Source organism: Campylobacter sp. LMG 17559, from assembly GCF_024723605.1.
Classification (GTDB): domain Bacteria; phylum Campylobacterota; class Campylobacteria; order Campylobacterales; family Campylobacteraceae; genus Campylobacter_D.
Window position 1 is genome coordinate 1 of record NZ_JANQCZ010000001.1, and the last position, 15,298, is coordinate 15,298.

General features: G+C 29.5%; 13 protein-coding genes. 8 read left to right on the forward strand and 5 right to left on the reverse strand.

The window, feature by feature from the left end; genetic code table 11:
* Nucleotides 1-3,035, forward strand: a 3,035-nt coding sequence (locus CAMP5082_RS00005; protein ID WP_337205536.1) for an acyl-[ACP]--phospholipid O-acyltransferase, incomplete at its 5' end; no start/stop codon positions are given.
* A 29-nt stretch (nucleotides 3,036-3,064) separates the two neighbouring features.
* Here CAMP5082_RS00005 and CAMP5082_RS00010 read toward each other — a convergent pair.
* Nucleotides 3,065-5,074, reverse strand: a complete 2,010-nt coding sequence (locus tag CAMP5082_RS00010; protein ID WP_337205537.1) for a CocE/NonD family hydrolase — start codon at nucleotides 5,072-5,074, stop codon at nucleotides 3,065-3,067.
* Nucleotides 5,071-6,321, reverse strand: coding sequence for an MFS transporter (locus CAMP5082_RS00015; RefSeq protein ID WP_263663202.1), 1,251 nt, complete (start codon nucleotides 6,319-6,321; stop codon nucleotides 5,071-5,073). The genes CAMP5082_RS00010 and CAMP5082_RS00015 overlap by 4 nt, the downstream gene beginning before the upstream one ends.
* A 252-nt stretch (nucleotides 6,322-6,573) precedes the next feature.
* On the opposite strand from CAMP5082_RS00015, the gene CAMP5082_RS00020 reads away from it, so the two are divergent.
* Genes CAMP5082_RS00020 through mnmH form a run of 7 tightly spaced genes read left to right on the forward strand, consistent with a single transcriptional unit; the run spans nucleotide 6,574 to nucleotide 11,827 of the window.
* Complete coding sequence (locus CAMP5082_RS00020; RefSeq protein ID WP_263708166.1) at nucleotides 6,574-7,518, forward strand: NAD(P)-binding domain-containing protein; 945 nt, start codon at nucleotides 6,574-6,576, stop codon at nucleotides 7,516-7,518.
* Nucleotides 7,512-8,204 (forward strand): tRNA1(Val) (adenine(37)-N6)-methyltransferase, encoded by a 693-nt coding sequence (locus CAMP5082_RS00025; RefSeq protein WP_337205538.1) that lies wholly within the window; start codon nucleotides 7,512-7,514, stop codon nucleotides 8,202-8,204. Before CAMP5082_RS00020 ends, CAMP5082_RS00025 begins: the two co-directional genes overlap by 7 nt.
* Nucleotides 8,194-8,565, forward strand: a complete 372-nt coding sequence (locus CAMP5082_RS00030; RefSeq protein ID WP_047208358.1) for a YkgJ family cysteine cluster protein — start codon at nucleotides 8,194-8,196, stop codon at nucleotides 8,563-8,565. The genes CAMP5082_RS00025 and CAMP5082_RS00030 overlap by 11 nt, the downstream gene beginning before the upstream one ends.
* On the forward strand, nucleotides 8,541-9,776 hold the full coding sequence (locus CAMP5082_RS00035) for a tetratricopeptide repeat protein (RefSeq protein WP_337205539.1): 1,236 nt from the start codon (nucleotides 8,541-8,543) through the stop codon (nucleotides 9,774-9,776). The genes CAMP5082_RS00030 and CAMP5082_RS00035 overlap by 25 nt, the downstream gene beginning before the upstream one ends.
* The gene (locus CAMP5082_RS00040) at nucleotides 9,761-10,363 is read left to right on the forward strand and encodes an indole-3-glycerol-phosphate synthase TrpC (protein WP_337205540.1); all 603 of its coding nucleotides are present in this window, start codon (nucleotides 9,761-9,763) and stop codon (nucleotides 10,361-10,363) included. The genes CAMP5082_RS00035 and CAMP5082_RS00040 overlap by 16 nt, the downstream gene beginning before the upstream one ends.
* Nucleotides 10,363-10,851 carry an HIT family hydrolase, FHIT branch gene (locus tag CAMP5082_RS00045; RefSeq protein WP_039628407.1) on the forward strand — a complete coding sequence of 163 codons (489 nt, stop codon included), beginning with the start codon at nucleotides 10,363-10,365 and terminating at the stop codon, nucleotides 10,849-10,851. Before CAMP5082_RS00040 ends, CAMP5082_RS00045 begins: the two co-directional genes overlap by 1 nt.
* Entirely contained in the window at nucleotides 10,844-11,827 is a 984-nt protein-coding gene (gene mnmH, locus CAMP5082_RS00050) for a tRNA 2-selenouridine(34) synthase MnmH (RefSeq protein WP_263724846.1), read from the forward strand. The genes CAMP5082_RS00045 and mnmH overlap by 8 nt, the downstream gene beginning before the upstream one ends.
* Here mnmH and CAMP5082_RS00055 read toward each other — a convergent pair.
* The 3 genes from CAMP5082_RS00055 to CAMP5082_RS00065 are packed head-to-tail and all read right to left on the reverse strand — an operon-like array spanning nucleotide 11,822 to nucleotide 15,253.
* Complete coding sequence (locus CAMP5082_RS00055; RefSeq protein WP_257938453.1) at nucleotides 11,822-13,342, reverse strand: inorganic phosphate transporter; 1,521 nt, start codon at nucleotides 13,340-13,342, stop codon at nucleotides 11,822-11,824. The genes mnmH and CAMP5082_RS00055 overlap by 6 nt on opposite strands.
* A 46-nt stretch (nucleotides 13,343-13,388) precedes the next feature.
* Nucleotides 13,389-14,489, reverse strand: a complete 1,101-nt coding sequence (gene pdxA, locus CAMP5082_RS00060) for a 4-hydroxythreonine-4-phosphate dehydrogenase (protein ID WP_337205541.1) — start codon at nucleotides 14,487-14,489, stop codon at nucleotides 13,389-13,391.
* Nucleotides 14,486-15,253 carry a pyridoxine 5'-phosphate synthase gene (locus tag CAMP5082_RS00065; RefSeq protein ID WP_337205542.1) on the reverse strand — a complete coding sequence of 256 codons (768 nt, stop codon included), beginning with the start codon at nucleotides 15,251-15,253 and terminating at the stop codon, nucleotides 14,486-14,488. The genes pdxA and CAMP5082_RS00065 overlap by 4 nt, the downstream gene beginning before the upstream one ends.
* Nucleotides 15,254-15,298 lie beyond the last annotated feature (45 nt).

Genomic DNA, 15,298 nt, shown 5'->3' on the forward strand with positions numbered 1-15,298 from the left:
CTCTAAGCTTTGAAATGCTTTTTGATCCAAATTTTAACACTCCTTCAGATATTTTAGCACAAATTGCACCTTTGGGTTTTGTATTAATAGCTTTTGCTTTATTAGAGCTTTTTTTAGCTTATAAACTTCCTAGTCTAAAAGAAGAAGATAAAAGTTTAGGTTTTGATAAAAAACAATATTTCCAAGGAAAGCTTTTAGCCTCTAATTTAAAAACAATATTTTCTCATAAAATCATTTGGCTTTGTATTGTAGGAATTTCACTTTTTTGGGCCATATCGCAACTTTATTTAGTGAGTTTTCCTGTATATGCAAAAAACGATCTTTTTATAGAAAATACCTTTTATGTACAATGCTCTTTAGCTTTTTCTGGTATAGGAGTGATTATAGGATCGCTTATTAGTGGTAAGTTTTCTAAAAATTACATCGAATTAGGCCTTATACCACTAGGTGCTTTAGGGATTTTTCTAATGAGCATTTTAATGCCATTTTTAGAAAACTTACTAAGTTATAGTGTAGTGTTTTTTATTTTTGGTTTAAGCGGGGCATTTTTTATCATACCTTTAAATTCTCTCATACAATTTCATGCAAAAGAAAATGAACTAGGAAAAGTCTTAGCAGGAAACAATTTCATACAAAATATTTTTATGTTAGGCTTTTTAACACTAGCTACTTTTGCTGCTTATGCTGAATTTGAAGTGATAAATTTGTTTTATTTTATCATCGCTGTAGCATTTTTTGGAAGCATTTATGTGTTAAGTAAATTGCCTTTTTCTTTAGTGCGTTTATTAATGAGTATAGCGTTTTTTCAACGCTACCGTTTATTAGTAGAAGGTTTTGAAAATATTCCTGAAAAAGGTGGAGCATTATTGCTTGGTAATCATATATCTTTTATAGATTGGGCTATTGTGCAAATGGCTATACCAAGAAAAATTTATTTTGTTATGGAAAAAAGCATTTATTCTAAGTGGTATATTAGAATTTTTCTTGATAAATTTGGAGTTATTCCTGTTTCAAGTGCTTCTAGTAAATCAAGTTTAGAGCTTATTGCTATGCATATTAAAAACGGAAATTTAGTTTGCCTTTTCCCAGAAGGAGTACTTTCACGCCATGGGCAGCTTAATGAATTTAAAGGCGGATTTGAGTTAGTTTGCTCAAAATTAGAAGAACAAGATGGAGTGATTTTACCTTTTTATATTAGAGGACTTTGGGGAAGTGCTTTTTCAAGAAGTGATGAAGAATTTTCAGCAAGAAACCGCAAAATAAGCAAAAGAAAAATCGCTATTGCTTTTGGAAAAAGCTTGCCAATACACACTAAAAAAGAAGTGGTTAAAACAAAGGTTTTTGAACTTTCATTTATTGCTTGGAAATCTCAATGTGAAAGTATGCATACTATAGCCAGAGCTTGGATAGATAGCGCTAAAAGAAATTTAAGTCAAATAGCTATTGTTGATCCTTTAATAGGTGGTATTACCTATAGAAAAATGCTTGCTTTAAGTTTAGTTTTTAGCTCTTTCATAAAAGATAGATCACATGAGCTAAATATACAACCTACCCAAGGAAGCTATGCTCCAAAAGAAGAATGCGTGGGAATTTTACTCCCTGCTTCTATGGCTAGTTCTCTTTGCAATCTAGCTGTATTACTTGCAAATAAAATCGTGGTAAATTTAAACTTCACAGCAGGTGTAAAAGCGATTAATCAAGCCATTCAAAGTTCTCAAATTCAACAAATTTATACTTCTAGAAAATTTATGGAAAAATTAGAAAATAAAGGTATAAAACTAGAATTTGAAGAGCATGTTAGAATCATTTTTATGGAAGATATTATCACAAGCTTTAAAAAACAAAAACTCAAAATCTTTTCTATGCTTGCTTTAGTAAGTATTTTACCTACTTGTTTAATAAAAGCATTATTTGCACCTAACAAACAAAACCTTGCCATAGCTGCTATATTATTTAGTAGTGGTAGCGAGGGAACACCTAAAGGAGTAATGCTAAATAATCGTAATATTTTAAGCAATATAGCTCAAATTTCAGATGTATTATGTGCAAAAAATGAAGATGTTGTCTTATCTTCTTTACCACCTTTTCATGCTTTTGGATTAACTGTAACTACTTTTATGCCTTTATTAGAAGGGATTAAAAGCATAACACATGCTGATCCAACAGATGCGCTAGGTGTAGCAAAAGCTATAGTAAAAAATAATGTTAGCATTATGTGTGCTACTTCAACTTTTCTAGGTATTTATGCAAGAAATAAAAAACTTGATGCGATTATGTTTGAAAGCTTAAGGATTATCGTCTCAGGTGCTGAAAAACTCAAAAGTGAAGTAAGAAGCGCCTTTGAAATGAAATTTAAAAAACCTATTTTTGAAGGTTATGGAGCTACTGAAACCACTCCGGTTGCAAGTGTAAACTTACCAAATAAATTTGATCCTGATTATTGGATTTTACACCGTGCAAATAAAGAAGGTAGCGTAGGTATGCCTTTACCAGGAAGTGCTATACGCATAGTAGATCCATCTACTTATGAAAGTTTAAATCATGGAGAAGATGGATTAATACTCATTGGTGGCCATCAGGTTATGGTGGGTTATTTAAACAATAAAGAAAAAACCGATGAAGTTATCAAAGAAATCGATGGTATACGCTGGTATAATACCGGCGATAAAGGTCATGTAGATGAGGATGGCTTTTTATATATAGTAGATCGTTATTCTCGTTTTGCAAAAATTGGTGGAGAAATGATATCTTTAGGAGCTTTAGAAGAAGAAATTGCTAAATTTATCAATACAGATATAGTAAAATTTTGCGCAGTTGCGCTAGATGATGATAAAAAAGGTGAAATGGTATGCTTATTAGTAGAATGTCAAGAGCAAGACTTTGATGGAATTTGCGAAGCGATTAAAAACTCTACTATGCCTGCTATTTTTAAACCAAGTAAATATTTTAAAGTAGAACAAATTCCACTTTTAGGCTCTGGTAAAGTAGATTTAAAAGGCGCTAAAGATTTAGCTAAAATCTTACAAGAAAATTAATTCCCAAAGTAATTTTACTTTGGGAAATTTTACAAACTATTTCTTTTAGTTTTATAATCATATTTTTTATCAAAAACAAGCTTATCGTTTTCTTTGACTGCTATTTTTCCTTTAATATAAAAATACTCCAAATCACTAGTTTGCGTTAAGATTATATCAGCCTCCATCATACAACCCTCGCGTCCTATTTGCATTGTTTGAGTAATAGTATACTCTGCACTTAATGGGTTTTCATTTTGAAGTTTTAATTCTCTTTTTAAATTGTGCTTTACTAAAACATCAACCTCATCAAATCTATAAACACCTTCTCCAAAAACTCCACCAACACCATCTGTAATACAAGTCCAAGTATCATTTAAAATATCATAAGAAATGCTTCTATCTACCCTACCTTCTTCTAAAAGTGTTATTGGAGTTAAAGGAGCACTTTGTGGTTGCATATTGATTTTATCGCTATCTTGACCACTAAAACATGGTAAATTAAATTCACACTCATTTAGATCTAAAGTTAATGTTGAAATTTTTGGCATAGGCCAAAACATAGGCCAAAAAGAATTTGCTAATGATAATCTTATCTTAGAACCCTTAGCAAATCTATATCCACAAGCATCAAGTTTGATTTGCTTTTGGATAAATTCATCTTTTTTTAAAGGTACAAATTGCTCTTTATCATCACTTAATGCAAGATTGATCACTCCATAACTTACTCTTTTTACAAAACCATCAGCTCTAACTTCACTAAGCTGAGCAAAGAGCATAGCTTTTTCTTGATCACTTGCAATTTTTACATTTAAAACTGGAAAACCCAAAATATCTAAATCTTGTTCTAAAAAATCACTTTCAAAAACAACCGCCATCCCATCATCTAGCCTTTGGTCACTAGGACTTTCTCCTAAAACACCAGCCCCCATCCATTCTCCGGATAAAAGCCCATGATTTAATGGAGTGTTAATTTTGATAAATTCACTTGATTTTTTGCATGTTAGTTTATACGGATTTAAATAGTATTTTTTATAGCTAATATCATTTTTAAAATCATTTAAAGCAACAAAACGACCTTCTACTTTCTCTGTTTTTGAATTTGGCTTAGAGCTATTTTCAATATATGCTTGTATCATAGGAGCTTCAAGCACATCGTTTTCTTCATTTTTAAGCCATTTATCCCACCATTTAAGTGCTTCTTGTAAAAAACCCATTGCAGGCAAAGGAGATCCATCATGAGGATAAACATGAGCCCAAGGACCAACGATAGCTTTTTTTGGAACTTTCAAAGCATTCATTAGAGTAAAAACAGGATTAGTATAAGAATCAGCCCACCCATCTAATGCAAAAACAGGAACTTGTATATCATCATAATTTTCTCCAACAGATCCATGCTTCCAATAGTCATCTTTTAAAGTATGCTCAAGCCACAATGCGGGCCATAAAGGCATATTCTCAAGCCTATTGAGCCATTTATTTCTACCATTTGAATCAATTTTTGGATCAACAAAGCGCGATTGATATGCAAGCATAATATTACCCCACCAAAAATTATCATTAAGTAAACATCCACCTTTATAATGAATATCCTCATTAAACCTATCATCAGTAAAACCTACTACTATAATTGCTTTTAAATTTTTAGGTTTTCTTGCTGCAACTTGTAAAGAATTAAAGCCACCCCAAGATTTACCCATCATACCAATATTCCCATCACACCATTCTTGCTTTGCAATCCACTCAATGACTTCTAAGGCATCATCTTGTTCTTGTTTTAAATATTCATCTTCTAATAAACCATCAGATTCCCCACTTCCTCTAATATCAACCCTAACAACCGCATAGCCATTACCACTAAAATATCCGTGCATAGGCTCATCTCTGCCCCTTGTTCCATCATTTTTTCTATAAGGAATGTATTCTAATATAGCAGGAACTTTTTCTTTTACTTGAGGAAGCCAAATTCGTGATGAAAGCTTAGTGCCATCTTTTAAAACTATCCATTCATTTTCTATTACTCTAACCTTGTTTTTAAAGTTAAAAACAATTTCCTTCATTTCATCTCCTTTTTATTGTATTTTTTAATCCAAATCAAACAAAACATTACACCCAAAATAGCCATAGCTATCATAATAGTAAAATATATATGAAAACCTTTTACACCTGGATATCTATCTAATAAATCTCCAGCAAGCAAAGGTGCAAAAACCTCAGGTAAATATCCAAAAGTAGATACAATACCTATGGCCATACCTGCTAAATGAATAGGAATTTTTCCCTCACTAAGTAAAGAATAATAAATTCCAAAATTAGAATACATAGCTACATAAATTACCACACAAGCAGAAGTTAAAACGCTCATTTGCAAAAATCCATTTAATTTTGAACTAAGCATTAAAAAAATAACACCAATTCCCATTAAAATAAAGCCTATCATCATTATTTTAGCCTTTCCATATCCATCTGCTATAAACCCACCTACCACAGAAGAAACAGGACGAATGTATTGAGCTAATACTGTTAAAATAGCTGCAAAAACAGCAGAAGCTCCTATCACATTACTTGCATAAGGAGTAAAATAATAAAAGCTCATATTAAAAAAATAGGTACAAAAAGTAATAGCAACCACAAGCCAAAGAGCAGAATTTTTCAAAAGAAAAACTAAATCTTTGATTTTAATCTTCTCACTTTGTTCATTAACCTCATCTTTTAAGAGAAAAAATAATAAAACAGCACTTGCAATAGGAGCTATAGAATAAAAAATAATAACCATTTCTATACCTTGCGCGGCTAAAGCTTTTGTTTGAAAATATCCAAAAATACTTGTAGCTATAGCCAAATGCGCAGCACCAACAACACCTCTACCACCTTCAAAAATTCCATAAGCTTTTGCTTGTTCTTTAGAATTTGCCAAGCTTCTTACTATTTTCATCAAAGAAGGCCAAAAAGTTAATAATGAAGTAATCCCCCAAATTCCATAAATAATCAAAAGTGCATTTAAAGAAGTAAAATATAAATGCAACAAACCACCAAGCCCTGTAGCAATTAAAGAAAAAATCAATAATTTTTTTGGCGCAAAACGATCTGCTAAATACCCTCCTAAGGCATAAGAAAACAAACCAAGCAATCCATAAGCACTACCCAAAAGCCCCATTTCAAAATTATTTAAATGATAAAGACTCATATAATCATCATAATAATATTTTCTAAAATAAGGCAAACCATAAATAATAGATCCACAAAAAGATAATAACAATAATGTAAAAAAATTATTTTTTAAACTTTGCTCTTTATTTTCATACATTAAAAACCTCCTTTTTTATACTATATATGATTTTTTTATTTTTTAATCTAAATATAGATAATTTTGCATAAAAATTTTAAATTGATATATTTTTTTACACACTTAAGATAATTTTTAAAAATTTTTTTTAATTAAATGAGTTGCAATAAAAACAAAAACTCTACAAAAAATTAAAATTATCTATAAATTTTTATATTTCATTATCATTTTTTTGATACATTTACACATTAAAATACTGAAAAAAGGGAAATAATGAAAATTTTTGATATGGTAGTTATTGGTGCTGGCCCTGCAGGTATTGCAGCGGGAGTAGAAGCTAAAATAAAAAATAAAGAAGTTATTGTTTTAGAAAAAGCTGATGCGATTTGTCAAACATTAGTAAAATTTTACAAAGAAGGCAAAAGAGTAGATAAAGCTTATAAAGGTTGTGATAGCACAAATCACGGGCATATAAATTTTGAAGATGGAACTAGAGAAAGTACGATAGAAACTTTCCAAAATGCTATCAAAGAGTATAATCTTGAAGTAAAGCTTTCTAGTGAAGTTGAAAGTGTTAAAAAAGATGGAGAAAATTTCATCGTTAGCACCGCAAATGAAAATTATATTTGCAAAAATGCAGTTATTGCCATAGGTAGAATGGGTAAACCAAATAAACCAAGCTATACTTTACCTATAACTTTAACAAAAATCATCAATTTTAATGCAAATTCAGCAAGCCAAGGTGAAAAAATCTTAGTTGTAGGTGGTGGAAATTCAGCAGCAGAATACGCTATAGATTTAGCTAAAAATAATGATGTGACGCTTTGCTATAGAAGAGAAACTTTCTCAAGATTAAACGATATTAATCTAGAAGATATTCAAAAAGCTTTTGAACAAGGCAGTGTAAAAGCAAAACTTGGCATAGATATAACTAGCATTGAAGATGAAAGCGGTAAAGCTAAAGTAAATTTTACTAATGACACAAATGAAATTTATGATCGTATCATTTATGCTATTGGTGGTTCAACTCCACTTGATTTCTTACAAAAATGCTCTATAGAAGTTGATGAAAAAGGTGTGCCAAGCTTTGATGAAAATAAAGAAAGCAATGTAAAAGGATTATTCGTAGCAGGCGATATAGCGAGTAAAAACGGAGCTTCTATTGTAGTGGGTTTAAATGATTCATTTAAAATCTGCGATCATCTTTATAAATGCTAAAACTCTTTCAATACTCAAAAGGCTATCGCTATAATAATGATAGCCTTTTGCTTTTTGACTTTTTATCTAAATATAATTTAAAAGGAAATATCCTTGATATAGGATGTGGTTGTGGAATTTTAGGACTTTTAATAAAGCAAAGATTTCCAAATTCAAAAGTTTATCTACTAGATATCCAAGAGCAAAATATCAAACTAAGCTATAAAAATGCCAAAGAAAATAAACTTGAAATTCAAGGCATTTGTGAAGACTTTTTAAACTATAAAAGTGATATAAAATTTGATTTTTTAATATCTAATCCTCCATTTTATAAAAAAAATACACAAAAAAGCCAAGATTTGCATTTATGTATATCAAGATATCAAGAATTTATGCCACTTGAGAAGATGCTTGCTAAAATAAATACTTTAATCAAACCAAATGGTAGTTTTTTTATGTGTTATGAGGCAAGTTTTATAGATGAAATTTGCGCTTATTTAAAACAATTTAAATTAAAACTAGTTTCACTTCAATGTGTTCATACTAATACACAAACTAATGCAAGACTTGTTTTAATGCATATTAAAAAAAATAGCAAAAGTCCTTGTGCGATAATGCCTACACTTTTTATGTATGAAAATGATGTTTTAAATCCAAAAATTAGTGAAATTTATGAAAATACAGGAACTGTAAGCTATGATGTGTGAAAAAGGTTTTGATTATTCTTTTGATGAAAGTGCTTGTGAAAAATGCGGTGGAAAGTGTTGCACTGGAGAAAGTGGGTATATCTATGCTAGCAAAGAAGAACTAGAAGCTATTGCTAGTTTTTTAAATTTAAGCTTTGAAGTATTTAAAGAGCAATACCTCATCAAAGTTGGGTTTAAATATAGCTTTAAAGAAGCAAAGTATGAAAATGGCTATCGTTGTATTTTTTTTGATACAATGTATAAAAAATGTTTAATTTACAAGCATAGACCAAAACAATGTAGAACTTTTCCATTTTGGGAGTATTTTAAAACACACAAAGAGGAGTTAAAAAAAGAATGTATAGGGGTTTGCTTTCACTAATTATAGTTTTTATCTTAACAAGCCTTGCTTTAGCTAAAGGTGAAGATAAAATCCTACAAGCACTTATTTATGAAGAGCATGGACAATTTCAAAAAGCATGTGATATTTATACAAATTTATTTCATGAAAATAATGAAAGTATTTATTTGCAAAAGGCTTTACTTTTAGCTTTAAGTGCTAATTTAAAACAAAAAAATGAGCTTTTAAAAGCTTCTAAAGACTTTTTAGAACACACAGCTATTGCAAGATTAAATGCTTTATATTTTTTTGAAATAGGAGATTATAAACAAGCTGAAGCTATACTTTATAAACTCATTAAAGAAGAACAAGATTATAGAAATTATGAAATATTAGGCGATATTTTTGCTAAAAAAGCTTTATATACTAAAGCTTTAGAGCAATACAATCTTGCTTATAAACTTTTTGAACATGAAAATTTATTACTTAAAATAGTTGAAGTTAATATCAAAAATAAAAATATCAACCAAGCTAAAAAGACCTTAGAAGAATTTGCAAAAAACTCACACTGTACCCTTAAAACATGCACCCTACTTTTAAAAATTTATCAAGAACAAAAAGATTATAAAGCAAGCATCCAAACCCTTGAAAAGCTATATAAACTCAACAATGATATTAAATACATCTACGCTATGATAGAATTACTAGTACAAGAAAAAAATTATACTCAGGCTCTAAATTTAACCCAAAAATATAACATAGATCCTGATACTAAAATTTTCTTATACACACAAACAAAAGATTATGAAAAAGCTTATGAAATAGCTTTAAAACATTATGAACTTAGCAAAGATAAAAAATATCTTTCTATGGCAGGTGTTTTAGAATTTGAAATTCATATGGATCCTAAAAGTAAAAAAGTCACGGACCCAAAAATTCTAGCCTCTATCATGAAAAAATTTGAACAAAGCGTAGATGTGCGCAGTGATGCTTTATATCAAAATTACTATGGCTATGCTTTAATTGAATATGATATTGATATAGCCAAAGGTATAGAGCTAGTAGGCTGGGCGCTTGAACAAGAACCACAAAATCTTTACTATCTTGATTCTTTAGCTTGGGGATATTATAAACTTAAAGATTGCAAAAAGGCTTATGAAATTTTGCAAAAAACACTGCATGATAAAGAATTTTCAAGCTCAGATGAAAGTAAAGAACATTTAAAGGCCATCGAAAAATGTTTAAAGCAATAGATTTAAAAAATCATTTTTCAAAAACACAAAAAATTCTTGAAAGTAAAAAAGAAATTTTTCCTTATGATATGCTAGGTAGAAGTCTAGCTTCTAATGCCTTTTATCCTAAAGATATTTACACACTTTTACTTGAAGGAAAACTTTCACATTTTTTATATTCTAAAGATTTAAATTTTAATCATGAAAATTTTGATGCCATCATCTTACCAACAAGCCCTTTGCTTAATCAAGACATACAAAATTTAAGTCTTTTTAGACGCTATCATGAAAAACCTATTGTGCAATTTGATTTTATTTTTGATGAATATCAAATTTTAGAAAGCTTAGTATATGGGGCTGATGCGTTTATTGCATTTCCTAAAATGCTAAAAACCATGCAACTAAAAAAGCTTTATAATTTTGCAATACATCTTGGTTTAGAGGCCATTTTTTATCTTGAAAGCAAAAATGACCTTAATAATGCTATTTTAGCTGGAGCTAGAATTTTTTTGCTAGAAGATGAAAAACTATTACCTTTGATACCAAAAAATAAAGCTCTTATAAGTAAAAATATTAAAAATCTACATGCTTGCATAAAGGAGAGTTGATGGAGTATTTATACGCACCTTGGAGGGATGTTTATTTTAACAATAAAGATAAAAATTTTTGCCCTTTTTGTCATTGTAAGCATGAACTTAATGAAGATGAAAAACTTGGGGTGATTTTTAGAGCTAAAGAATGTTTTGGCATTATGAATAAGTACCCTTATAGTCCGGGTCATTTTATGATTATCCCTTATGAGCATTTAGAAAATATAGAGGATTTAAGCGCTGATACATGGCTAGAAATTAGCCATTTTGTGCGTATTGGGGTTAAAATTTTAAAAGAAAACTTTCATGCTAAGGGTGTTAATATAGGTATGAATTTAGGCAGTGCAGCAGGAGCTGGCATAGCACCACATTGTCATTATCATTTAATCCCAAGATGGCAAGGCGATACAAATTTTATCACTACCATAGGACAAACTAGAGTTTGTGGGAGCGATTTAGAAAAAGTTTATATCACCTTATGCAAAGCTTTTAAAGACTATGTATAAAGAAGTTGATTTTGAAAATTTTTTAAAATTTAATTTTGATCTTTTAATTGATGCAAGAAGCCCTAAAGAATACAAACTTGCTCATATAAAATCTGCGCAAAATTACTACGCACTCAATGATAATGAATTTGAAGAAATAGGCACACTTTATAAGAAAAATAAAGGCTTAGCTAAAGCAAAAGGTGTAAGTTATATTTGCAAAAATATGAGTGAGCATATTAATAAAATTTATCAAAATTATAAAATAGGCTCTTTGGTGGGAATTTATTGTGCAAGGGGTGGTAAAAGATCAAAAGCTATTGCTTTAATTTTAGCTGAACTTGGTTATAGGGTTGTAAGATTAGAAGGTGGATACAAAGCCTATAGAAGTTATGTGAGTGAGTTTTTTAGAAAAGATTTAAATATTGAGTTTTTATGCCTTTGTGGTAATACAGCAAGTGGTAAAAGTGATTTAATCCAAACTTTAGATAATGCTTTAAATTTAGAAAAACTAGCCAACCACCAAGGATCTAGTTTTGGTAAAATTTATGGAGAACAACCAAGCCAAAAAGCCTTTGAAGATGAATTGTTTTATTTTTTAAAAGATTATACTTATAAAACTTGTTTTATAGAAGCTGAAAGCAGACAAATTGGAAATTTAACTATCCCGCTAAATTTATACAATAGCATGCAAAAAGCTAAGAAAATTTGGTGTGAGTGTGATATGAATTTACGCATTCAAAGAGTTTTAAAAAACTATACTCCAATGGATAAAAAAGTATTTTATCAATGTGTTGAAAAAATATCACCTTATATTAGCAAGGATTTTAAACTAAGACTTTGTCAAAATTATGAAGAAAACAATTTAGAACTTTGTGTAAAAATGCTTTTTGAATATTATGATAAAGTATATAAAAAACCTTCAAAAATTGATTATTTTATCAATAGTTCTAATTTAGATGAAGCTAAAAAACATCTTATGAGTTTAAACTCATAAGATTGTATTTACAAAGATAATAAAAATAATACTTGAAAGAATTCCAGCAACTGGTAAAGTAATCACCCATGCTAAACCAATAGGTTTCATCATAGCCCATTTAGCATCTTTATTAAATACTCCTATACCTAAAATTGCACCAATTAAAATATGGGTTGAGCTAACTGGAATTCCAAGTTGAGTGGCTAAAAGTATAACAATACTTGCACCAAGTTCAGCACTAAAGCCTGTTGTTGGTTTAATTTCAGCAAGTTTTGAACCCACAGTTTGAATAACTTCTTTACCTAAAAACCAAAGCCCAATAACTAAAGCTATACCAAACATAAGCATCACAGCAAATGGCACTGGTGAGCTAGGATTAATGGTGTTATTTTTAAGCACATCTAAAATTGCAGCAAATGGTCCAAGAGCATTGGCTATATCATTAGCTCCATGTGAAAAAGCAAAACTTGAAGCAGTAAAAATTTGAAACCACGAAAAAATCTTTTCTATGGTTTTATTAACCTGAGTTTTTTTCATCAATCTCACAACTGCTAAAGTAACAATATAAGCAAAAATAGAAATAATCGAAACTATCCATAAATTTTGCATTACATCTAAAGTAGAAACATTATTTAAACCCTTAAATAAAAACATAGAAGCAATAGTCAATGCACCTACACCTGCTATTAAAGGAACATGAAATTTCATTCTTGAGAAAACATCTATGTTTTTTTCTTTTTCTTTTAATTCTTTAATTTTTAACTTATATTCACTTCTTTTTTCATCATCATCTAAAACAATAGCGCTAAGTTCTTTGATTTGCTCTTCTTGGCTTTTGTTTTTTAAATTTTTAAAATATTCTTCTTTAAATGCTTTTTTTTCTTTTTTGATTTCTTTTACCACAAGAGTTATTTCTTCTGATGGCTTTAGAATTTTTTTATAAATATAAGCATAAATTAAATACGCCACAAGCCCACCAAGCAAAGGCGAAATAATCCAACTCATAGCTATTTTATAAATACCATTCCAATTTACCATAGATAATGCTTGATCTTGATCAAAAAATACAAAACCCATAGCAATACTTGAACCTACAATACCTCCTATAATACTATGAGTAGTAGAAACTGGAAGTCCTTTTTTAGTCGCTACAAAAAGCCAAATTCCTGAACTTAATAAAGCTGAGAGCATTACGCATACAAATACCATAGGATTAATTCCATCAGGTAAAACTACTATACCACTTCTTATAGTATTTGTTACTTCTCCTCCTGCAAATACAGCCCCGCTTAATTCAAATACCGCTGCAATAATCAAAGCTTGTTTTATAGTAACTGTTTTAGCACCCACGCTAGTACCAAATGAATTTGCAACATCATTACCACCGACATTAAAGGCCATGAAAATACCAAATACACTAGCAAGGATAAATAATATCATGGAATTATTAGGAATATAATTATACCCCCAAACAAAAAAGCATAAAACACTCACAATAAAAATAAAAAATGCAATAGCATTATCTTTACTCAAGCATTCTCCTTAAGAATTTATTTTAATGAATTAATTTTAGTAACTTTTACTTAGTTTTTTCTTTGATTTTTAAAAATTGCAAAGCAGATTTCACTGCTTGCATATAACTTTGTAAATTAATTTTTTCATTTTTATAAGCCCTATCATAAGCTGTTCCATGATCAACGCTAGTGCGAATTATAGGTAAATTTAAACTCACATTAATACTTTTTTCAAAATACAAAGCCTTTAAAGGCGCTAAGCCTACATCATGGTACATACTCACTAAATACTTGCATTTACTTAGTGCAAAAGGAGTAAAAGCACTATCAGCCACCAAAGGCTCACTTAAATAAATATTTTCCTTACAAGAAAGTTCTTTTTCTTTTTGACTTAAAAAATCTTCATTTTCTAAATTTTGCAAATTTAACGCACAATCTTTTAAAAATACATTTGCCATTCTTATAGCTTTTTTTATTTCCTGCTCTTCTTTTCCGCCTATTACGCCATTATCACTTGCATGAGGGTTAAAACTTAAAACACCAATTTTTTCAAATAAAGTGCATTGATAAAAATTAATTAAAAATTGTGCAAGTTTAAAAGCCTTAATCTTTTTATAAACATCTCTTAAAGCCATATGCTCAGTATACAAAGCCACAAAAAGCTCATCACACCCTAACATCATAATAGCATCTTGTTTGAAAAAATCTCTTAGTGCCTCAGTATGACCTTTATAACTCACTCCCCCTATTTGCCAAGTTTTTTTATTAATCGGTAAAGTTACCAAAGCATCTAAAAACAAATGCGTGCAATAACTAGCTCCTTCAAAACTTAAAAAAGAATAAGCTCCACTTTTAGCGTCTAAATTTGCAGGATTTAACTCAAAATCAAAATCAATAATTTTACTAGCTTGATATGAAAACTCATAAATTAAAAAATTTTCTTTTTCTTCTTTAAAGACAAAATGTGGTTTTAATGCATTAGAAATTTCAACTAAATTGATTTTAGATTTAGGATTTATTTTCAAAAATTTATTTGCTTTTTGAAATAATTCATAATGTACAAAATAATAAGGCTCGCAAATTTTTACTAACTCATCGTGACAAGCTAATAAAATTTGCATACCTATGCCATTTAAATCCCCTATGCTAATAGCAATTTTTTTCATCTTTTAATCAAAGCTTTCATTTGCAATATAGCTTTTTCTAAGCCCACAAAAACTGATCTTGCTACTATACTTTGTCCTATATTTAACTCTTCTATCTCTAAAATATCTACAATATTTTTTACATTTTTATAATTAAGCCCATGACCAGCTGCTACTCTTAAATTTAAACTCTTAGCCAAACTTGCACTTTGTCTTAATCTTTGGAGTTCATTTTCTAAAAGCTTTTTGAGTTCATTTTTACTTAAAATTAATTCAGGCAATGCATAAGAAGTTTGATTGATATTAGTATATAGTGCATTATAAATATTAGCATACAAGCCTGTATGAAGCTCTATAAAATCAGCATTTAAAGAAGATGATTTTTTAATATCTTCTAAATTTGGATCAATAAATAAAGAAACTTCGATTTGCTCTTGCTTTAAAGCATTAATAACTTCTTGTAGTTTTTCATTATCTAAATTTAAACCACCTTCTGTTGTAAGCTCTTGTCTTTTTTCAGGTACTAAAGTAACGCGTGAGGGTTTGTATTTTAAAGCATATTCTATCATATCAATAGAGCATTCTAAATTCACTACACATTTGCAATATTTTAAGATATTTTCTAAATCAAACTCATTAGCATGGCGACGATCTTCTCTCACATGGATAGTGATTTGATCAGCTAAATTTGCACTCAAAAACGCAGCTTCAAGCAAATCAGGATCATTTACTTTTCTAGCTTCTCTTAAAACTGCTATATGATCGATATTAACCCCTAAAAGCATAAGTTTTCCTTATAAGTTTTTTGCTATTATACTTTAAATTTTTTA

Excerpts from the sequence above, each read along its gene's own strand:
- CAMP5082_RS00025 (WP_337205538.1), top strand. The coding sequence starts at position 7,512 with ATGCTAAAACTCTTTCAATACTCAAAAGGCTATCGCTATAATAATGAT.
- pdxA (WP_337205541.1), bottom strand. The coding sequence starts at position 14,489 with ATGAAAAAAATTGCTATTAGCATAGGGGATTTAAATGGCATAGGTATG.
- CAMP5082_RS00035 (WP_337205539.1), top strand. The coding sequence starts at position 8,541 with ATGTATAGGGGTTTGCTTTCACTAATTATAGTTTTTATCTTAACAAGC.
- CAMP5082_RS00030 (WP_047208358.1), top strand. The coding sequence starts at position 8,194 with ATGATGTGTGAAAAAGGTTTTGATTATTCTTTTGATGAAAGTGCTTGT.
- CAMP5082_RS00020 (WP_263708166.1), top strand. The coding sequence starts at position 6,574 with ATGAAAATTTTTGATATGGTAGTTATTGGTGCTGGCCCTGCAGGTATT.
- CAMP5082_RS00045 (WP_039628407.1), top strand. The coding sequence starts at position 10,363 with ATGGAGTATTTATACGCACCTTGGAGGGATGTTTATTTTAACAATAAA.
- CAMP5082_RS00010 (WP_337205537.1), bottom strand. The coding sequence starts at position 5,074 with ATGAAGGAAATTGTTTTTAACTTTAAAAACAAGGTTAGAGTAATAGAA.
- CAMP5082_RS00015 (WP_263663202.1), bottom strand. The coding sequence starts at position 6,321 with ATGTATGAAAATAAAGAGCAAAGTTTAAAAAATAATTTTTTTACATTA.
- mnmH (WP_263724846.1), top strand. The coding sequence starts at position 10,844 with ATGTATAAAGAAGTTGATTTTGAAAATTTTTTAAAATTTAATTTTGAT.
- CAMP5082_RS00065 (WP_337205542.1), bottom strand. The coding sequence starts at position 15,253 with ATGCTTTTAGGGGTTAATATCGATCATATAGCAGTTTTAAGAGAAGCT.
- CAMP5082_RS00040 (WP_337205540.1), top strand. The coding sequence starts at position 9,761 with ATGTTTAAAGCAATAGATTTAAAAAATCATTTTTCAAAAACACAAAAA.